Genomic DNA, 15,985 nt, shown 5'->3' with positions numbered 1-15,985 from the left:
AGACGGCGTTTAAGAATTGATGATGTGTATGTCGCGTTGCGGGAACGGGATGTTGATATTAACTTTGCGGAGGTTTTCGACCACTTGTTCGTTCAAGTCGCATTGCAGCGTCCAGCGGTCTGCTTCGTTTGCCCAAGCCCATAATGTGATTTCGATGGCATTGTCGCCCAAGGCGGTGATGTAGGCGGCGGCCTGCCGCTCTTCGTTTTGAACGCACAAGGGGTGTTCGGTAGCGGCTTTCAACACCGCCTCTTTCGCCACTTTCAAATCGCAGTCGTAATCGACGCCGACAACCACTTGGGCGCGGCAAAGCGGCAGGGTGGAACGGTTGACGATGCTGTTGCCCATCACCACGCTGTTGGGCAGCACGACTTCTTCGTTGTCGGTCGTCCGCAAAGAAGTCTGCACCATCTTGATTTCCCGGACATGTCCTTCAAAACCGCCGACGCGGATAAAGTCGCCGACTTTGAACGGGCGGAACAGGATAATCAGCGCGCCGGCGGCAAAATTGGACAGCTGGTCTTTCAGAGACAACGCCACCGCCAAACCCGCGCCGCCGATTAAGGCGGTTACGGATGTTGTGGAAACGCCCAACCGGCCCAATGCGGCAATAATCACCAAAATCAGCAGCCCGATATTGGCGACGTTGCCGAGGAAGCTGATCAGCGTGGCATCGACCTTGGCGCGCGTCATCGCCGCCCTCATCACGGCGACAATGCGTTTCGCCGCCCATTTCCCGACCAAAAAAATAAGCAGCGCGGCGGCGAGGTTCAGCCCGAACGCCCACGCCTTTTCAGCCAGATGCTCCCAGCCGGAAGCACTTATCAGGTGTAAAAAATCAAATTGTTTGAAGTCCATTGTTTTTCCTCTCGATCGAACATCCGCCCCGTGCGGCGTAATCGGCACAGGTGTAAAAATGCCGTCTGAAGCCCTGCGGGGCGGTATGTTTGTTTTATTTCAAAACCGTCCTGATCCAACGGGAAACCCATCCGCGCTGGTTCGCATCAATATCGCGCTGCGCGGGGGCGGTGGTGTGCGTCGGGGCTTGGGCGAAGCGGAACACGTCGGGCAGGCGCGTGTTTTTGACGGCGGGGTAAACCCACATTTCGGACGGAACCGCCTGCTGCACTTCCCGACTTTGCAGCCATTGCACCAGTTTTGCCGCCAGCTTCGGCTGTTTCGCGCCCTTCAAGACCGCCGCGCCTTCAACCTGACGGAATACGCCGCCTTTTAAAAACAGGTTGCCCGTCGGCGGCTCGCTGTATTTGCCTTTGGAAAAATACACTTCCGCCGCAGGACTGGCGGCATAACCGACTACCAGCGGATACGCGCCGCCGTTGTGCGAAAAGTCAGTGTAATACGCCTCGCTCCAGCCTTTGGCGACCTTCACGCCGTTCTGCCGCATCTGTGCCCACCATTTGAACGCGCCTTCTTCGCCCATCCCGCTGATGTTCGCCATCAGGAAGCCCAGCCCGGGGGAAGACGTGGCGGGGGATGGCACGACCAATAGGTTTTTATATTCGGGGCGGGTCAAATCCTGCAGGGTTTGCGGCAGGGGCAGCTTTTTGCCTTCAAACCATTTTTTGTCGTAATTGATGGACACATAGCCGTAATCGACCGCCAAAGCCGAAGGCAGCCCGACCGCGACGGGGGCGGATCCGGGTTGCGCCGCCGCCAAAATGCCCATTTCCCGCGCTTTGCCGATATTGGCGTTGTCCAAACCGTACACCGCGTCGGCAATCGGGTTGGCGCGGCTCAAAATCAGCTTGTTGAGCATTTCGTTTGCATTGCCAGCCTGAATAATCGACACCTTCGCATCGTTTGCCCGCTCGAAGCGCGCAATCAGCCCTTTGGGCAGGCTGAACGACTTATGCACCGCCAGCCTGACTTCCGTCTGCGCCTGCAGGTATGCCGAAACCGCCAACAGCGGCAGCAGCCAAATTTTCTGTTTCATTCCGAGTCCTCCTCTATTCGCTGTAAAATAACATTCTAACAAATTTTCACGGTTCAAAATGCAAGAAAACCCGACCTTGCAACTATTTAACATCAACAACACGCCGCACAATGCCGGCGCGGTATGCAGAAACTTTGTCAGAACACCGCCAAACTCATTACAATACCCTCTAAATCCTGAAAATACGAAAGAAAAGCCATGCGTAAAACCTTCCTTATCCTGATGACCACCGCCGCCCTTTTGTCGGGCTGCGCGTGGGAAACTTATCAAGACGGCAACGGCAAGACCGCCGTCCGTCAAAAATATCCCACAGGCACGCCCGTTTATTACCAAGACGGCAGCTACTCGAAAAATATGAACTACAACCAATACCGCCCCGAACGCCATGCCGTGTTGCCCAACCAAACCGGCAACAACGCCGACGAAGAGCATCGCCAACACTGGCAAAAGCCCAAATTTCAAAACCGATAAACCCGCCCGATGCCGTCTGAAGCCGCTTCAGACGGCATCGCACAGGAAAACGCTATGCCGCACAACACTTTAAACATCGTCATCCTCGCCGCAGGCAAAGGCACGCGCATGTATTCCAAAATGCCCAAAGTGCTGCACCGCATCGGCGGCAAGCCCATGGTCGGGTGCGTTATCGACACCGCCGCCGCACTGAATCCGCAAAACATCTGCGTCGTCGTCGGACACGGCAAAGACCAAGTTTTGGACACCGTCAAACGCGATGTCGTCTGGGTAGAACAAACCGAACAGCTCGGCACCGGCCACGCCGTCAAAACCGCCCTGCCCCACCTTTCCGCCGAAGGCCGCACGCTGGTGCTGTACGGCGACGTTCCTTTAATTGACGTTGAAACCCTCGAAACCCTGCTCGAAGCCGCAGGCAACGAAGTCGGGCTGTTGACCGACGTTCCCAACGACCCGACAGGCTTGGGCCGCATCATCCGCGACGGCAACGGCAGCGTAACCGCCATTGTCGAAGAAAAAGACGCCGACGCCGCCCAAAAAGCCGTGAAAGAAATCAATACCGGCATTTTGGTTCTGCCCAACGCCAAACTCGAAAACTGGCTGAACAGCCTTTCCAGCAACAACGCCCAAGGCGAATATTATTTAACCGACCTCATCGCCAAAGCCGTTGCCGACGGCATCAAAGTTCATCCCGTCCGAGTGCGCGCCTCCTACCTCGCCGCCGGCGTGAACAACAAACTCCAACTGGCCGAACTCGAGCGTATTTTCCAAACCGAACAGGCGCAAAAATTGCTCAAAGCAGGCGTTACCCTGCGCGATCCGGCGCGTTTCGATTTACGAGGCCGTCTGAAACACGGACAGGATGTCGTAATTGATGTGAACTGTATCTTTGAAGGCGAAATCGAGCTCGGCGACAACGTCGAAATCGGCGCAAACTGCGTCATCAAAAACGCCAAAATCGGTGCAAACAGCAAAATCGCCCCCTTCTCCCACCTCGAAGACTGCGAAGTCGGCGAAAACAACCGAATCGGCCCATACGCCCGCCTGCGTCCGCAAGCCCACCTTGCAGACGACGTACACATCGGCAACTTCGTCGAAATCAAAAACGCCGCCATCGGCAAAGGCACCAAAGCCAACCACCTCACCTACATCGGCGACGCCGAAGTCGGCAGCAAAACCAACTTCGGCGCCGGTACGATTATTGCCAACTACGACGGCGTGCACAAACACAAAACCGTCATCGGCGACGAAGTGCGCATCGGTTCAAACTGCGTACTGGTTGCCCCCGTAACACTGGGCAACAAAGTAACCACAGGCGCGGGCAGCACGATTACCCGCAATGTCGAAGACAACAAACTCGCCCTCGCCCGCGCCCGCCAAACCGTCATCGAAGGCTGGATGCGTCCCGAAAAAGACAAACAATAAAGCTATGCCGTCTGAAGCCGGTTTCAGGCTTCAGACGGCATCCCAAAACAAACATCCGATAAGGACGGCAAACTATGTCATTACCCCCTTGCCCGCAATGCGCCTCCGAATACACCTATGAAGACGGCGGACAATACATCTGCCCCGAATGCGCCCACGAATGGAATGAAACCGAATCCGCCGCCGACCTTGCGGCTCAAGTGCTCGATGCCAACGGCGCAGTGCTGCAAAACGGCGATACCGTCATCCTCATCAAAGACCTCAAGGTAAAAGGCAGCTCGATGACGATCAAACAAGGTACAAAAGTCAAAGGCATACGCCTACAGGAAGGCGATCACAACATCGCCTGCAAAATCGACGGCAGCGCGATGAATTTAAAATCAGAATTCGTCAAAAAAGCCTGACCGCCCAAACAGTAAAATGCCGTCTGAACCCCTTATCGGATTCAGACGGCATTTGTCCGTCGGGCAGGTTTATACGCCCAGCAGCCCTTGTCCCAAGAATCCACCTTTTTCCACGCCTGGCAAGACGAAGAAATAGCCGCCGCCGAAGGGGCTGATGTATTCTTCCAGCGGTTCGCCGTTAAGGAGGTTTTGCACGAAGATGAATCCGTCGGCAAGGTTTGCCTGATAGCAGACGAACACCAGCCCGACATCAAGCTGTCCGCTTGAGGCGAGTCCGCGCGAATAGCTGTAGGCGCGGCGGAAGAGGCGGTGTTTTTTGAGGAATTCGGGATCGCGCGGATTCGCCAGGCGTATATGGCTGTCTTTGGGCGTGGTATTCCCCTCGGGGTCTTTGGCAAAATCCGGTTGGTCGGCTTCTTTTTTGCCGTCCATCGGCGCGCCGCTGTATTTGCGCCGCCCGAAAATGTCGGTTTGCTCTTGAAGCGGCGTCCTGTCCCAAAACTCGACAAAGTGGCGGATAAGGCGGACTGCCTGATAGCTGCCGTTTTTCGCCCACTCCGGTTCGTCGAGGCTGTTGGCGGCTACACCCGTCCACAAAACCTCGTCGGCGGTTTTGGGGTCGGAAACCTTGGGATTGCCCGTGCCGTCGCGGAAGCCCAATAGGTTGCGCGCCGCCATCGCGCCGGGTTCGGATTTGGGCTGCCACCCGTCGATACTCCAACGGATAACGGCGGTTTGGGCGGTATGTTTGATGATGTCGCGCAGGGCGGCTTGGCAGGTTTCGGGGGTGAAGGCGCAGATTTGCAGGCTCAAATCGCCGTCGCACCAGCTTTTTTGCAGCTTGTCGTTGGGGAAGTCGCGCATTTCCTGCAAATGAACCGGTTTTTTGTCTTTGAGTCCGAATCGGCCGTCAAACAGGCTGCTGCCCACCCCCACCGTAACGGTCAATCCGTCGGGGTTGAAGGCTTTGCCCAAAATGCCGCTGCCGGCCGGTGGAAGTTTGTCGTCGCCGTCTTGGTATTCGCCGCCCTGGGTAAGGAACTCGATACGGGCGGTCAGCGTGCGGAACAGGTTTTCCAGCTGCTTGGCACTTTGCGCGGTAACGTCGAAGGCGCACATAATGGAAAATGTCTGCTGCGGCGTAACGATGCCTGACTGATGTTCGCCGTAGCAGGGATAGGCTTGGGGCGAATGTTGGCTTTCGGCGGTGCGTTCGGCGGTTTCGCCCTGTTTTTTACCGCCGAGATAACCTCCGATTGCGCCGACTGCTCCGGCGGCAAGGGCGGTTTTAAAGAGGGTGCGCCTGGTCGGTTGTGTCGGGTTGTTCGTACTCATTTTTTATCCTTTGTTTAAACTCGGTATCCGATACGGCGGAACGCGGGAAACGGAAACCTCCGCCTTTTTCAATACCTTTCCGGTTTTGCAGATAAAATTTCAGACGGCATCTGTCGCCAAATGCCGTCTGAACGCTCAAGGCTTATTTCAAGCCGAGTATGCCGCGAAGTTGGGCAAGGTCTTCGGCAAGCGCGTTAACGGGGGCTTGTAACGCTTTGCGGTCGGCCTCGCTCAGCTTGTCGTAGGTTTCAAAACCGTCTTTAGTACGGTATTTCGCCAGAATTTCGTTGACCTGTTTGAAGTTGGCATCGGTTTTTTCCAACAACGCTTTGTCTTTGGCTTCGATTAGCGGACGGAACAAATCAACGATTTTTTTAGATCCGTCCACATTGGCTTGGAAGTCGCTCAAATCGGTGTGGCTGTAACGGTCTTCTTCGCCGCTGATTTTACTGCCCGCCACTTCTTCAATCAGTTCGGACGCGCCGCCGACCACTTTGCCCGGAGGGAATGCCAACGCGTCGATTTCTTTTTGCAGGGCTTCAACATCGGTCATCAGTTTCGCTGCAATTTCCTTCACGCCGGATACGTCTTTTTCTACCCAAAGGGCGTGTTCGATACGGTGAAAGCCGGTAAATCCGGCATCTTTCGCACCGTCTTTGAAGTCGTCTTCACGAGCATCGATGACGGGGTCGAGTTCGCTGAAAAGCTCGGCAATCGGTTCGATGCGTTCGTAATGGACGCGGGTGGCGGCAAACAGGGATTTCGCCTTTTCAATGTCGCCGGCTTTGACGGCTTCGGTAAAGGTTTTGGTTTTCGCCACCAGCTCTTTGACTTCACCTTGGACATAGGCTTTATAGTCGGCGAGCGGCTGGGACAGTTTTTCCAAATCCGCTTCGTTGGCAGTGTCTTTAAAGCCGCTGTCGGTAACCACCAGCTTGCCGCGCGGATTGGTCAAAAGGCCGCAGGTCATTTCGTATTCGCCCGGCAGCAGGGTTACAGTCATTTTGTCGGAAAGTCCGGGGGCGATGTTTTCGCGCTCGTCCACCACCATCACGCCTTTCAGAATTTCCCATTCGAGCTTGCGGCCGCTGTTGTTTTTAATATTGAACACAACCTGTCCGCTCGGCACGGTCAGCTCCATCGGTTCACAGGCATTGTCGTTGACGGCGATACTGACCGAACCGCCTTCGTTGGCGGATTGGGTCTCACCGGACGCAGCTGGTGCGGCTTTCTCCGCTTCCGGCGGCTGGCAAGCAGTCAAACCTAAGGCAAGCATCACAGACAATGCGGTCAAATTGAGTTTTCTCATTTCAGCTCCTCTTTACGGGTTAAAGTTTCAGACGGCCTGCTGCCGCGTAAAAACCAAGTCATGACGGGAATAAGGTATAGCAGCCAAACCAAGGCCTCGCCCTGCGTCGGATGGTCGGTATAGCCGAAAAATCCGCCGAGCAGCACGCCCAACGGACTGTCTTCGTGCAAATATTTTGATGAGTCGAACACAATATCCTGAAGCGCGTTCCAAATACCTGCCTCATGCAGCGCGCGCAGCGAGCCGGCAAGCAGACCAGCGGCAACGATAATCAGAAACGCCCCTGTCCAACGGAAAAACTTCGCCAGATTCAGGCGTATCCCACCCTGATAAATCAACGCGCCAATCACGGCGGCAGCCAAAACCCCCGCTACCGCGCCGGCCGGCATCTGCCAAGTCGGGCTCTGTTTGAATACGGCAAGCAGAAAAAAAACACTCTCCAAACCTTCGCGCGCCACGGCAAGAAACGCCATACCGACCAAGGCCCATCCTTGACCGCTGCCACGGTTCAAAGCCGCCTGTACAGAATCCTGAAGCTGCTGCTTCATCGAACGCGCCGCCTTTTTCATCCATAAAATCATATAAGTCAGCATCGCGACAGCAACCAAACCGATAATGCCGACGACGAACTCCTGCTGCTTCTGGGGAATCTCGCCCGTTGCCGAATGGATGCCGTATCCGATGCCCAAACACATCAAAGAAGCAAGGACGACCCCGAACCAGACCTTAGGCATCAGTTTGGAATGTCCGGACTGTTTCAAAAAACCCGCAACGATACCGACAATCAGTGCGGCTTCAATGCCCTCGCGCAACATAATTAAAAAAGCAACCAGCATAAGTATCAGTTTATAAGTAAATGGACGGTATATTATCAGGACATTTATATGACTTGTAAATAAGAATACAAACTATTTTGCCATATTTTTTTCAAACTACCCCACCGCCGGAAAACTTCAGGGCTGTGTTAAAATCTCCTTTTTCAAACCTTTAAAAAATCAGTCGCTTGAAAATCCGATTCAAGGATTTCAACGGTATTGCCCCATTATGAAAAAACACCTGTTTCAAACGGCACTGTTCGGCATGGTTGCCGCCATTCTTGCCGCCTGTCAAAGCAAAAGCATCCAACCCCTCCCGATTCCTGATACATCCGTTATTCAAGGCCCCGACCGCCCTGCGGGTACCCCTTTTCCTGTCGGCACTACGGTTTCAGGCGGAGGGGCGGTTTACACGGCGGTTCCTCACGACAGCCTGCCGCACTGGAGCGCGCAAAACTTTACCCAGAGCCTGCAGTCTTTCAGGCTTGGCTGCTCAAATTTGAAAAACCGCCAAGGCTGGCAGGATGTGTGTGCCCAAGCCTTTCAAACCCCCGTCCATTCCTTTCAGGCAAAACAGTTTTTTGAACGCTATTTCACGCCGTGGCAGGTTGCAGGCAACGGAAGCCTTGCCGGTACGGTTACCGGCTATTACGAGCCGGTACTGAAGGGCGACGACAGGCGGACGGAACAGGCCCGCTTCCCGATTTACGGCATTCCTAATGATTTTATTTCCGTCCCGCTGCCTGCAGGCTTGAGGAGCGGGAAAAACCTTGTCCGCATCAGGCAGACGGGAAAAAACAGCGGCACAATCGACAATACCGGCGGCACACATACCGCCGACCTCTCCCAATTCCCTATCACCGCGCGCACAACAGCAATCAAAGGCAGGTTTGAAGGAAGCCGCTTCCTCCCTTACCACACGCGAAACCAAATCAACGGCGGCGCGCTTGACGGCAAAGCCCCCATACTCGGTTACGCCGAAGACCCCGTCGAACTCTTTTTTATGCACATACAAGGCTCGGGCCGTCTGAAAACCCCGTCCGGCAAATACATCCGCATCGGCTATGCCGACAAAAACGAACATCCCTATGTTTCCATCGGACGCTATATGGCGGACAAAGGCTACCTCAAACTCGGGCAGACCTCGATGCAGGGCATCAAAGCCTATATGCGGCAAAATCCGCAACGCCTCGCCGAAGTTTTGGGGCAAAACCCCAGCTATGTCTTTTTCCGCGAGCTTGCCGGAAGCAGCAATGACGGCCCTGTCGGCGCACTGGGCACTCCGTTGATGGGGGAATATGCCGGCGCAGTCGACCGGCACTACATTACCTTGGGCGCGCCCTTATTTGTCGCTACCGCCCACCCGGTTACCCGCAAAGCCCTCAACCGCCTGATTATGGCGCAGGATACCGGCAGCGCGATTAAAGGCGCGGTGCGCGTGGATTATTTTTGGGGATACGGCGACGAAGCCGGCGAACTTGCCGGCAAACAGAAAACCACGGGATATGTCTGGCAGCTTCTGCCCAACGGTATGAAGCCCGAATACCGCCCGTGAACCGGCAAAACAATGCCGTCTGAAGCCCATACCGGCCAATCGGGCGCATTAAGGCGAAGTTTTGCGATACCGCAGGCACAAAATTCCTTTCTTATTTGACGGAATTATAGTGGATTAAATTTAAATCAGGGCAAGGCGACGAAGCCGCAGACAGTACAAATAGTACGGAACCGATTCACTTGGTGCTTCAGCACCTTAGAGAATCGTTCTCTTTGAGCTAAGGCGAGGCAACGCCGTACTGGTTTTTGTTAATCCACTATAATTTCCGCCCGAACGGAAATACCCCTTGCAAACGGACAGAATCGGACGGATATTCAAACGCGTCCGAACAAAAAAAGGCGGACATTCCCGCCCGCCTGTACCGGTACAGAAACCGCACATCCGATTCGGCGGCGGCATCCTCCCGGTTATCCTCTGCTAAAGCAACAATGCCCGGGGTCTGCCGTTGCATTTGATTTCTTTTTCCAATTCGTCAAACTCGGCTTCAAACCGCCGTTTCAACTGCTCGATCGCCGCCTGACGCTGCTGATACGTTTGGTTTGACGGCAACGCATTTCGCGCGTCGAGGTATGCCTGTGCCGTTTGTCCGCACTTTTTCTGATGGGCGATGATTTTGTCCTTCATCGCCGCATCGGTTTTGACATACTGCCTGCGTTCGACATACAGCTCTTTCCCGTCGTCGGAAAGTTTGATCGGGATTTCCCCTATCCCCGTGTTTATCGAAAGCGCGCCGTCTTTTTCAGACAAAACCACAGATGTTTCCTTACCTGTAACCACGTTGATTTTATTAAGGAAGTAATTGCCTTTTTCTTTTTTGATGGCAATCATACCCTCTTTTTTGTCCGACTTTTCGCGCCAATAACCCTCGTAACCGCCGGCATCCTTGCCGCAGCCCGCCAACACCGCCGCCACGCCGACGGCCAAAAGCATTTGTTTCATTTCCATACTCCGTTAACATTAAGACCGAGCGAGTATATTGTTTTTTTTTTTCAGCTTGTCAATATTGATTTGCAAAAACTATAAACCGGCGGCAGGCAATGCCGTCTGAACACCCTTCCCGGATAAACAGGGAAATCCCTCCTTTTTTTGAGCAAGCCCAAGCCTTCAGACGGCATTTTGCTGTTTTCCGACACTAGGCGGTTTATAATCCGAAGCGGAAGGTGTGGCACGGGAGCCGTCCGCGCCTGTTTTTTTTCAACCGGATACTAAGGAACAGTTATGTGCGGTATCGTCGGCGCCATCCGCGCCCATCACAACGTCGTCGATTTTTTGACCGACGGCCTCAAACGCCTCGAATACCGGGGTTATGACTCATCAGGCATTGCCGTCAATACCGACGGCAAAATCAAACGCGTGCGCCGCGTCGGACGCGTGCAGCTTATGGAGGACGCGGCACGCGAAAAAGGCATCAGCGGCAGCATCGGCATCGGGCATACGCGCTGGGCGACACACGGCGGTGTTACCGAGCCGAACGCCCACCCGCACATCAGCGGCGGTATGATTGCCGTCGTACACAACGGCATCATCGAAAACTTTGAAAGCGAACGCAAACGCTTGGAAGGTTTGGGATACCGTTTTGAATCGCAAACCGATACCGAAGTCATCGCCCACAGCATCAATCACGAATACGCGCAAAACGGCGGCAGGCTGTTTGAAGCCGTGCAGGAAGCGGTCAAACGTTTCCACGGCGCATACGCCATCGCGGTTATTGCCCAAGACAAGCCTGATGAATTAGTCGTGGCGCGTATGGGCTGCCCGCTTTTAGTCGCTTTGGGCGACGATGAAACCTTTATCGCTTCGGACGTATCCGCCGTCATCGCCTTTACGCGCCGCGTGGCGTACCTCGAAGACGGCGACATCGCGCTGCTGGCTTCAGACGGCATCAAAAGGCTGACCGATAAAAACGGCTTGCCCGCCGAACGCAAAGTCAAGGTATCCGAACTCTCGCTCGCCTCTTTGGAACTGGGCCCGTACAGCCACTTTATGCAAAAGGAAATCCACGAGCAGCCGCGCGCGATTGCGGACACGGCTGAAATTTTCCTCGACGGCGGCTTCATCCCCGAAAACTTCGGCAAAAACGCCAAAAGCGTGTTTGAAAGCATCCGCAGCGTCAAAATCCTTGCCTGCGGCACGTCCTATTACGCCGCGCTGACCGCCAAATATTGGTTGGAATCCATCGCCAAAATCCCGGCCGATGTCGAAATCGCCAGCGAATACCGATACCGCAGCGTGATTGCCGATCCGGACCAACTGGTCATTACCATTTCCCAATCCGGCGAAACGCTGGACACGATGGAGGCTTTGAAATACGCAAAATCCTTGGGACACCGCCACAGCCTCTCCATCTGCAACGTGATGGAATCCGCCCTGCCGCGCGAAAGCAGCCTCGTGCTTTATACCCGTGCCGGTGCGGAAATCGGCGTCGCCTCGACCAAGGCATTTACCACGCAGCTGGTCGCGCTGTTCGGTTTGGCGGTAACGCTGGCGAAAGTGCGCGGTTTGGTTTCCAAAGAAGACGAAGCGCGTTACACCGAAGAACTCCGCCAGCTTCCCGGCAGCGTGCAGCACGCTTTAAACCTCGAACCTCAAATTGCCGCCTGGGCGCAACAGTTTGCCAAGAAAAGCAGCGCGCTGTTTTTGGGGCGCGGCATCCATTACCCGATTGCCCTCGAAGGCGCGTTGAAGCTGAAGGAAATCACCTACATCCACGCCGAAGCCTATCCTGCCGGCGAGCTGAAACACGGGCCGCTTGCTTTAGTGGACGAAAACATGCCTGTCGTCGTCATCGCGCCCAACGACAGCCTGCTGGACAAAGTCAAAGCCAATATGCAGGAAGTCGACGCACGCGGCGGCGAACTTTTCGTCTTTGCCGACCTCGACAGCAATTTTAATGCCACCGAAGGCGTGCACGTTATCCGCGCTCCGCGCCATGTCGGCGAATTATCCCCCGTCGTGCATACTATCCCCGTGCAGCTCCTTTCCTACCATGTCGCCCTCGCACGCGGTACTGATGTGGACAAACCGCGCAACCTGGCGAAATCCGTAACCGTCGAATAAATCCCGCCGGTTGGCAAAAATGCCGTCTGAAGCCCGATTTTTCAGGCTTCAGACGGCATTTCCCCGTTTGATTTGCGGTATAATCCGCCTTTACCCATTGTTTGCAAAGCACAATATGACACGCAAAATCTTAGTTACCTCCGCCCTGCCCTATGCCAACGGCAGCATCCACCTCGGCCACATGGTCGAACACATCCAAACCGACGTTTGGGTGCGCTTCCAAAAACTGCGCGGCAACGAATGCCACTACTGCTGCGCCGACGACACCCACGGCACGCCCGTGATGCTTGCCGCGCAAAAACAAGGCATCGCGCCCGAAGACATGATTGCCAAAGTGCGCGAAGAACACCTCGCCGACTTCACCGGTTTTTTCATCGGCTACGACAATTATTACAGCACCCATTCCCCTGAAAACAAACAGTTTTCCCAAGACATTTACCGCGCGTTGAAAGCCGGCGGCAAAATCGAAAGCCGCGTCATCGAGCAGCTTTTCGATCCTGAAAAGCAAATGTTCCTGCCCGACCGCTTCGTCAAAGGCGAATGCCCGAAATGCCACGCCCAAGACCAATACGGCGACAACTGCGAAGTCTGCGGCACGACCTATTCCCCGACCGAACTGATCAACCCGTATTCCGCCGTTTCCGGCGCGAAACCCGAATTGCGCGAATCCGAACACTTCTTCTTCAAACTGGGCGAATGCGCCGACTTCCTCAAAGCATGGACTTCCGGCAACAACCCGCACGACGGCAAGCCCCATCTGCAAGCCGAAGCCCTCAACAAAATGAAAGAATGGCTGGGCGAAGGCGAAGAAACCACGCTGTCCGACTGGGACATTTCCCGCGACGCGCCGTATTTCGGTTTTGAAATCCCCGATGCGCCGGGCAAATACTTCTACGTCTGGCTGGACGCGCCCGTCGGCTACATGGCATCGTTTAAAAACCTGTGCGGCCGCATCGGCATCGATTTCGACGAATACTTCAAAGCCGGCAGCCAAACCGAGATGTACCACTTCATCGGCAAAGACATCCTCTATTTCCACGCCCTGTTCTGGCCCGCTATGCTGCATTTCTCCGGCCACCGCGCCCCGACCGGCGTGTACGCACACGGCTTCCTAACCGTCGACGGACAAAAAATGTCCAAATCGCGCGGCACGTTTATTACCGCCAAATCCTATCTGGAACAAGGCCTAAACCCCGAGTGGATGCGCTACTACATCGCCGCCAAACTCAACAGCAAAATCGAAGACATCGATTTGAACCTGCAAGACTTTATCTCGCGCGTCAACAGCGACCTCGTCGGCAAATACGTCAACATCGCCGCCCGCGCGTCAGGTTTCATCGCCAAACGCTTTGAAGGAAAACTCAAAGACGTTTCCGACAGCGCATTGCTGGCAAAACTGACTGCGCAAAGCGAAGCCATTGCCGAATGCTACGAAAACCGCGAATACGCCCGCGCCCTGCGCGACATCATGGCATTGGCAGACATTGTCAACGAATACGTTGATGCCAACAAACCTTGGGAACTCGCCAAACAAGAAGGCCAAGATGCACGCCTGCACGAAGTATGCAGCGAACTCATCAACGCCTTCACCATGCTGACCGCCTACCTCGCCCCCGTATTGCCGAAAGTGGCCGAAAATGCCGCCAAATTCCTGAATTTGGAAGCCATCACTTGGGCAAACACAAGGGTAACCTTGGCGGGCGAACACGCCATCAACAAATACGAACATTTAATGCAACGAGTGGAGCAAAAACAAGTGGATGATTTGATCGAAGCCAACAAACAAAGCATCGCCGCCGCAGCCGCGCCTGCCGCCGAAGAGAGCAAATACGAAAAAGTCGCCGAACAGGCCAGCTTCGACGACTTTATGAAAATCGACATGCGCGTCGCCAAAGTATTGAACTGCGAAGCCGTCGAAGGCAGCACCAAACTTTTGAAATTCGACCTCGATTTCGGTTTTGAAAAACGCATCATCTTCTCCGGTATCGCCGCGTCTTATCCCAACCCTGCCGAGTTAAACGGAAGAATGGTCATCGCCGTCGCCAACTTCGCCCCGCGCAAAATGGCAAAATTCGGCGTATCCGAAGGCATGATTTTGAGTGCCGCCACGGCAGACGGGAAACTGAAGCTCTTAGATGTGGATACAGGCGCGCAACCGGGCGACAAAGTCGGTTAAGTAGAAATATCAAAAAAATGCCGTCTGAACCATTTGGGCGTTCAGACGGCATTTTTTTCGCAATCCCAATAAAATCAAACCACCCGATTTTGCGCCTCGCCTTTCACAAAGGCGTTAATGTTCGCCAACAATATATCGAACAGCCTGTCCAAAGCCTCGCGGCTCGCCCACGCGGTATGCGGCGTAACAATCAGATTGGGAAGTCGCGCCTTCAACAGGGGATTGCCGCCCCTAGGCGGTTCCTCCGTCAAAACATCGACACCTGCCCCGCCAATCTGCCCGTATTTGAGTGCGGCAACCAGCGCGTTTTCATCCACCAACCCGCCGCGCCCGCAATTGATCAAAACCGCACCGGGCTTCATCTGCTGTAATTCGTTTTCGCCTATCATATTTTCAGTTTGGGCGTTCAGCGGACAGTGCAGCGACAACACATCAGCAGCCCGTACCGCATCTTCAAAGGAAACATAGCCTTCACGCACAGCGGGCGCGTGTTTGTGTTCGGCAAACACCACCCTCATACCGAACGCCTGTGCATATCGGGCAAGCGTCCGTCCTATATTGCCGCGTCCGAAAACCGCCAGCGTTTTGCCGTTCAAATCCCGAATCGGCGCACCGTAATGGCAGAAAAACGGCGACTTTTCCCATAATCCTGCCGCGACATCACGCTGATAGGCAGGCAAATTCCGCATCAACGCAATCATCAGCATAAAGGCATGTTCCGCAACCGATTCGTTTCCGTAGGCGCGGACATTACATACCGCAACGCCCGCCGCCTCCGCCGCCCCAATATCGACATTGTTCACGCCGGTCGCACTGACGGCAATCAGCTCCAACTGAGGATTATCCGCAATGATATCGGCAGAAATGACAACCTTATTGGTGATGACGATGTGCGCACCGCATACGCGTACCGCCGTTTCCGCGGCATCTGTCGTGCCGTAAACCGCAAGCTCGTGCGGAAAATCAAAATGAAAAACCCGACCAGGCAAAGTATCCGCATCCAATACGACCACCTTCTTCTGATTCATAATTTTTATCCCCATTTGAAAAATGATTTATTTACACTAACAACAAATAGCAAATTTAAACCGCACAGCCTTATGATAATCTTTATCATCTCTCCGTAAATTTTCAATTAATTTTTCAATCAAGGAGATGATGATGCTTAAAACCTTGACTTTTGCCGCACTGCATTTCAGCACCGCCTTCAGTGTAACCTATGTACTGACGGGCAGTATAGGCGTATCGGGGGCGGTCGCGCTGGTCGAACCCCTAATCAACACCGTCGTTTTCTATTTCCATGAAAAAGCATGGAACCTTTACGAAAAAAATAGGGGCTGTACTAGATTAGCCCTAAATTCCACACCAATCCCGCAGGATTTTAAGCTGCCGGGACGGTGTGCCGAAGTTAAATCGAAATTCGCATTCTTTCAAGAACAGTGGGAAAGATTTGCAATCGATTCCGTTGTATTTTCGCAAGACGC

Annotated in this window: 13 protein-coding genes and 3 pseudogenes; 8 read left to right on the top strand and 8 right to left on the bottom strand. The window is 54.3% G+C overall.

The genetic code is table 11. The features are described from left to right. Positions 1 to 9 precede the first annotated feature (9 nt). Both ACNAU7_RS09845 and ACNAU7_RS09840 read right to left on the bottom strand, forming a co-directional pair. Positions 10 to 858 (bottom strand): mechanosensitive ion channel family protein, encoded by an 849-nt coding sequence (locus tag ACNAU7_RS09845; RefSeq protein ID WP_416302121.1) that lies wholly within the window; start codon positions 856 to 858, stop codon positions 10 to 12. A gap of 94 nt (positions 859 to 952) precedes the next feature. Further along, positions 953 to 1,954 (bottom strand): thiamine ABC transporter substrate-binding protein, encoded by a 1,002-nt coding sequence (locus ACNAU7_RS09840; RefSeq protein WP_416302120.1) that lies wholly within the window; start codon positions 1,952 to 1,954, stop codon positions 953 to 955. Positions 1,955 to 2,152: 198 nt separating this feature from the next. Between ACNAU7_RS09840 and ACNAU7_RS09835 the strand changes: the two genes are divergently transcribed. From ACNAU7_RS09835 to ACNAU7_RS09825, 3 genes are all read left to right on the top strand, one after another. Further along, complete coding sequence (locus ACNAU7_RS09835; RefSeq protein WP_416302119.1) at positions 2,153 to 2,425, top strand: spore cortex protein; 273 nt, start codon at positions 2,153 to 2,155, stop codon at positions 2,423 to 2,425. Between the two features lie 54 nt (positions 2,426 to 2,479). Then, positions 2,480 to 3,850, top strand: a complete 1,371-nt coding sequence (gene glmU, locus ACNAU7_RS09830; RefSeq protein WP_416302127.1) for a bifunctional UDP-N-acetylglucosamine diphosphorylase/glucosamine-1-phosphate N-acetyltransferase GlmU — start codon at positions 2,480 to 2,482, stop codon at positions 3,848 to 3,850. 74 nt (positions 3,851 to 3,924) lie between these two features. Continuing rightward, positions 3,925 to 4,254, top strand: a complete 330-nt coding sequence (locus ACNAU7_RS09825) for a zinc ribbon domain-containing protein YjdM (protein ID WP_286454062.1) — start codon at positions 3,925 to 3,927, stop codon at positions 4,252 to 4,254. A gap of 69 nt (positions 4,255 to 4,323) precedes the next feature. Here ACNAU7_RS09825 and efeB read toward each other — a convergent pair whose 3' ends face one another. The 3 genes from efeB to efeU form a co-directional block, all read right to left on the bottom strand. Continuing rightward, the gene (gene efeB / locus ACNAU7_RS09820) at positions 4,324 to 5,589 is read right to left on the bottom strand and encodes an iron uptake transporter deferrochelatase/peroxidase subunit (RefSeq protein ID WP_416302118.1); all 1,266 of its coding nucleotides are present in this window, start codon (positions 5,587 to 5,589) and stop codon (positions 4,324 to 4,326) included. A gap of 142 nt (positions 5,590 to 5,731) precedes the next feature. After that, positions 5,732 to 6,898 carry an iron uptake system protein EfeO gene (gene efeO, locus ACNAU7_RS09815; protein ID WP_416302117.1) on the bottom strand — a complete coding sequence of 389 codons (1,167 nt, stop codon included), beginning with the start codon at positions 6,896 to 6,898 and terminating at the stop codon, positions 5,732 to 5,734. After that, positions 6,895 to 7,734 carry an iron uptake transporter permease EfeU gene (gene efeU, locus ACNAU7_RS09810; protein ID WP_416302116.1) on the bottom strand — a complete coding sequence of 280 codons (840 nt, stop codon included), beginning with the start codon at positions 7,732 to 7,734 and terminating at the stop codon, positions 6,895 to 6,897. The genes efeO and efeU overlap by 4 nt, the downstream gene beginning before the upstream one ends. Before the next feature lie 208 nt (positions 7,735 to 7,942). On the opposite strand from efeU, the gene ACNAU7_RS09805 reads away from it, so the two are divergent. Next, positions 7,943 to 9,268, top strand: coding sequence for a murein transglycosylase A (locus ACNAU7_RS09805; protein ID WP_416302115.1), 1,326 nt, complete (start codon positions 7,943 to 7,945; stop codon positions 9,266 to 9,268). A 105-nt stretch (positions 9,269 to 9,373) separates the two neighbouring features. Beyond that, positions 9,374 to 9,436 (top strand): annotated as a pseudogene (locus ACNAU7_RS09800) (transposase); the annotation flags it as partial. 249 nt (positions 9,437 to 9,685) lie between these two features. Here the strand turns inward: ACNAU7_RS09800 and ACNAU7_RS09795 are convergent. Further along, positions 9,686 to 10,207, bottom strand: coding sequence for a hypothetical protein (locus ACNAU7_RS09795; protein ID WP_416302114.1), 522 nt, complete (start codon positions 10,205 to 10,207; stop codon positions 9,686 to 9,688). A gap of 279 nt (positions 10,208 to 10,486) precedes the next feature. Here ACNAU7_RS09795 and glmS point away from each other — a divergent pair, with 279 nt between their 5' ends. Next, positions 10,487 to 12,325: a glutamine--fructose-6-phosphate transaminase (isomerizing) gene (gene glmS, locus ACNAU7_RS09790; protein ID WP_416302113.1), complete on the top strand. Its 1,839-nt coding sequence runs from the start codon at positions 10,487 to 10,489 to the stop codon at positions 12,323 to 12,325. A gap of 115 nt (positions 12,326 to 12,440) precedes the next feature. Then, positions 12,441 to 14,501 (top strand): methionine--tRNA ligase, encoded by a 2,061-nt coding sequence (gene metG, locus ACNAU7_RS09785; protein WP_416302112.1) that lies wholly within the window; start codon positions 12,441 to 12,443, stop codon positions 14,499 to 14,501. A 74-nt stretch (positions 14,502 to 14,575) separates the two neighbouring features. Here the strand turns inward: metG and ACNAU7_RS09780 are convergent, their stop codons facing one another. Further along, positions 14,576 to 15,529, bottom strand: a complete 954-nt coding sequence (locus ACNAU7_RS09780; protein WP_416302111.1) for a D-2-hydroxyacid dehydrogenase — start codon at positions 15,527 to 15,529, stop codon at positions 14,576 to 14,578. A 133-nt stretch (positions 15,530 to 15,662) separates the two neighbouring features. Here ACNAU7_RS09780 and ACNAU7_RS09775 point away from each other — a divergent pair. Next, positions 15,663 to 15,836 (top strand): annotated as a pseudogene (locus ACNAU7_RS09775) (DUF2061 domain-containing protein); the annotation flags it as partial. Positions 15,837 to 15,854: 18 nt separating this feature from the next. On the opposite strand, the pseudogene ACNAU7_RS09770 reads toward ACNAU7_RS09775, so the two are convergent. Continuing rightward, positions 15,855 to 15,985, bottom strand: a pseudogene (locus ACNAU7_RS09770) (IS1595 family transposase); the annotation flags it as partial.

It is taken from the genome of Neisseria sp. LACPHL-SPEC-2024-00856, assembly GCF_047915665.1.
Classification (GTDB): domain Bacteria; phylum Pseudomonadota; class Gammaproteobacteria; order Burkholderiales; family Neisseriaceae; genus Neisseria; species Neisseria polysaccharea.
Note: the sequence above shows the minus strand (reverse complement) of the source record. Positions and strands in the feature narration are given on the sequence as shown.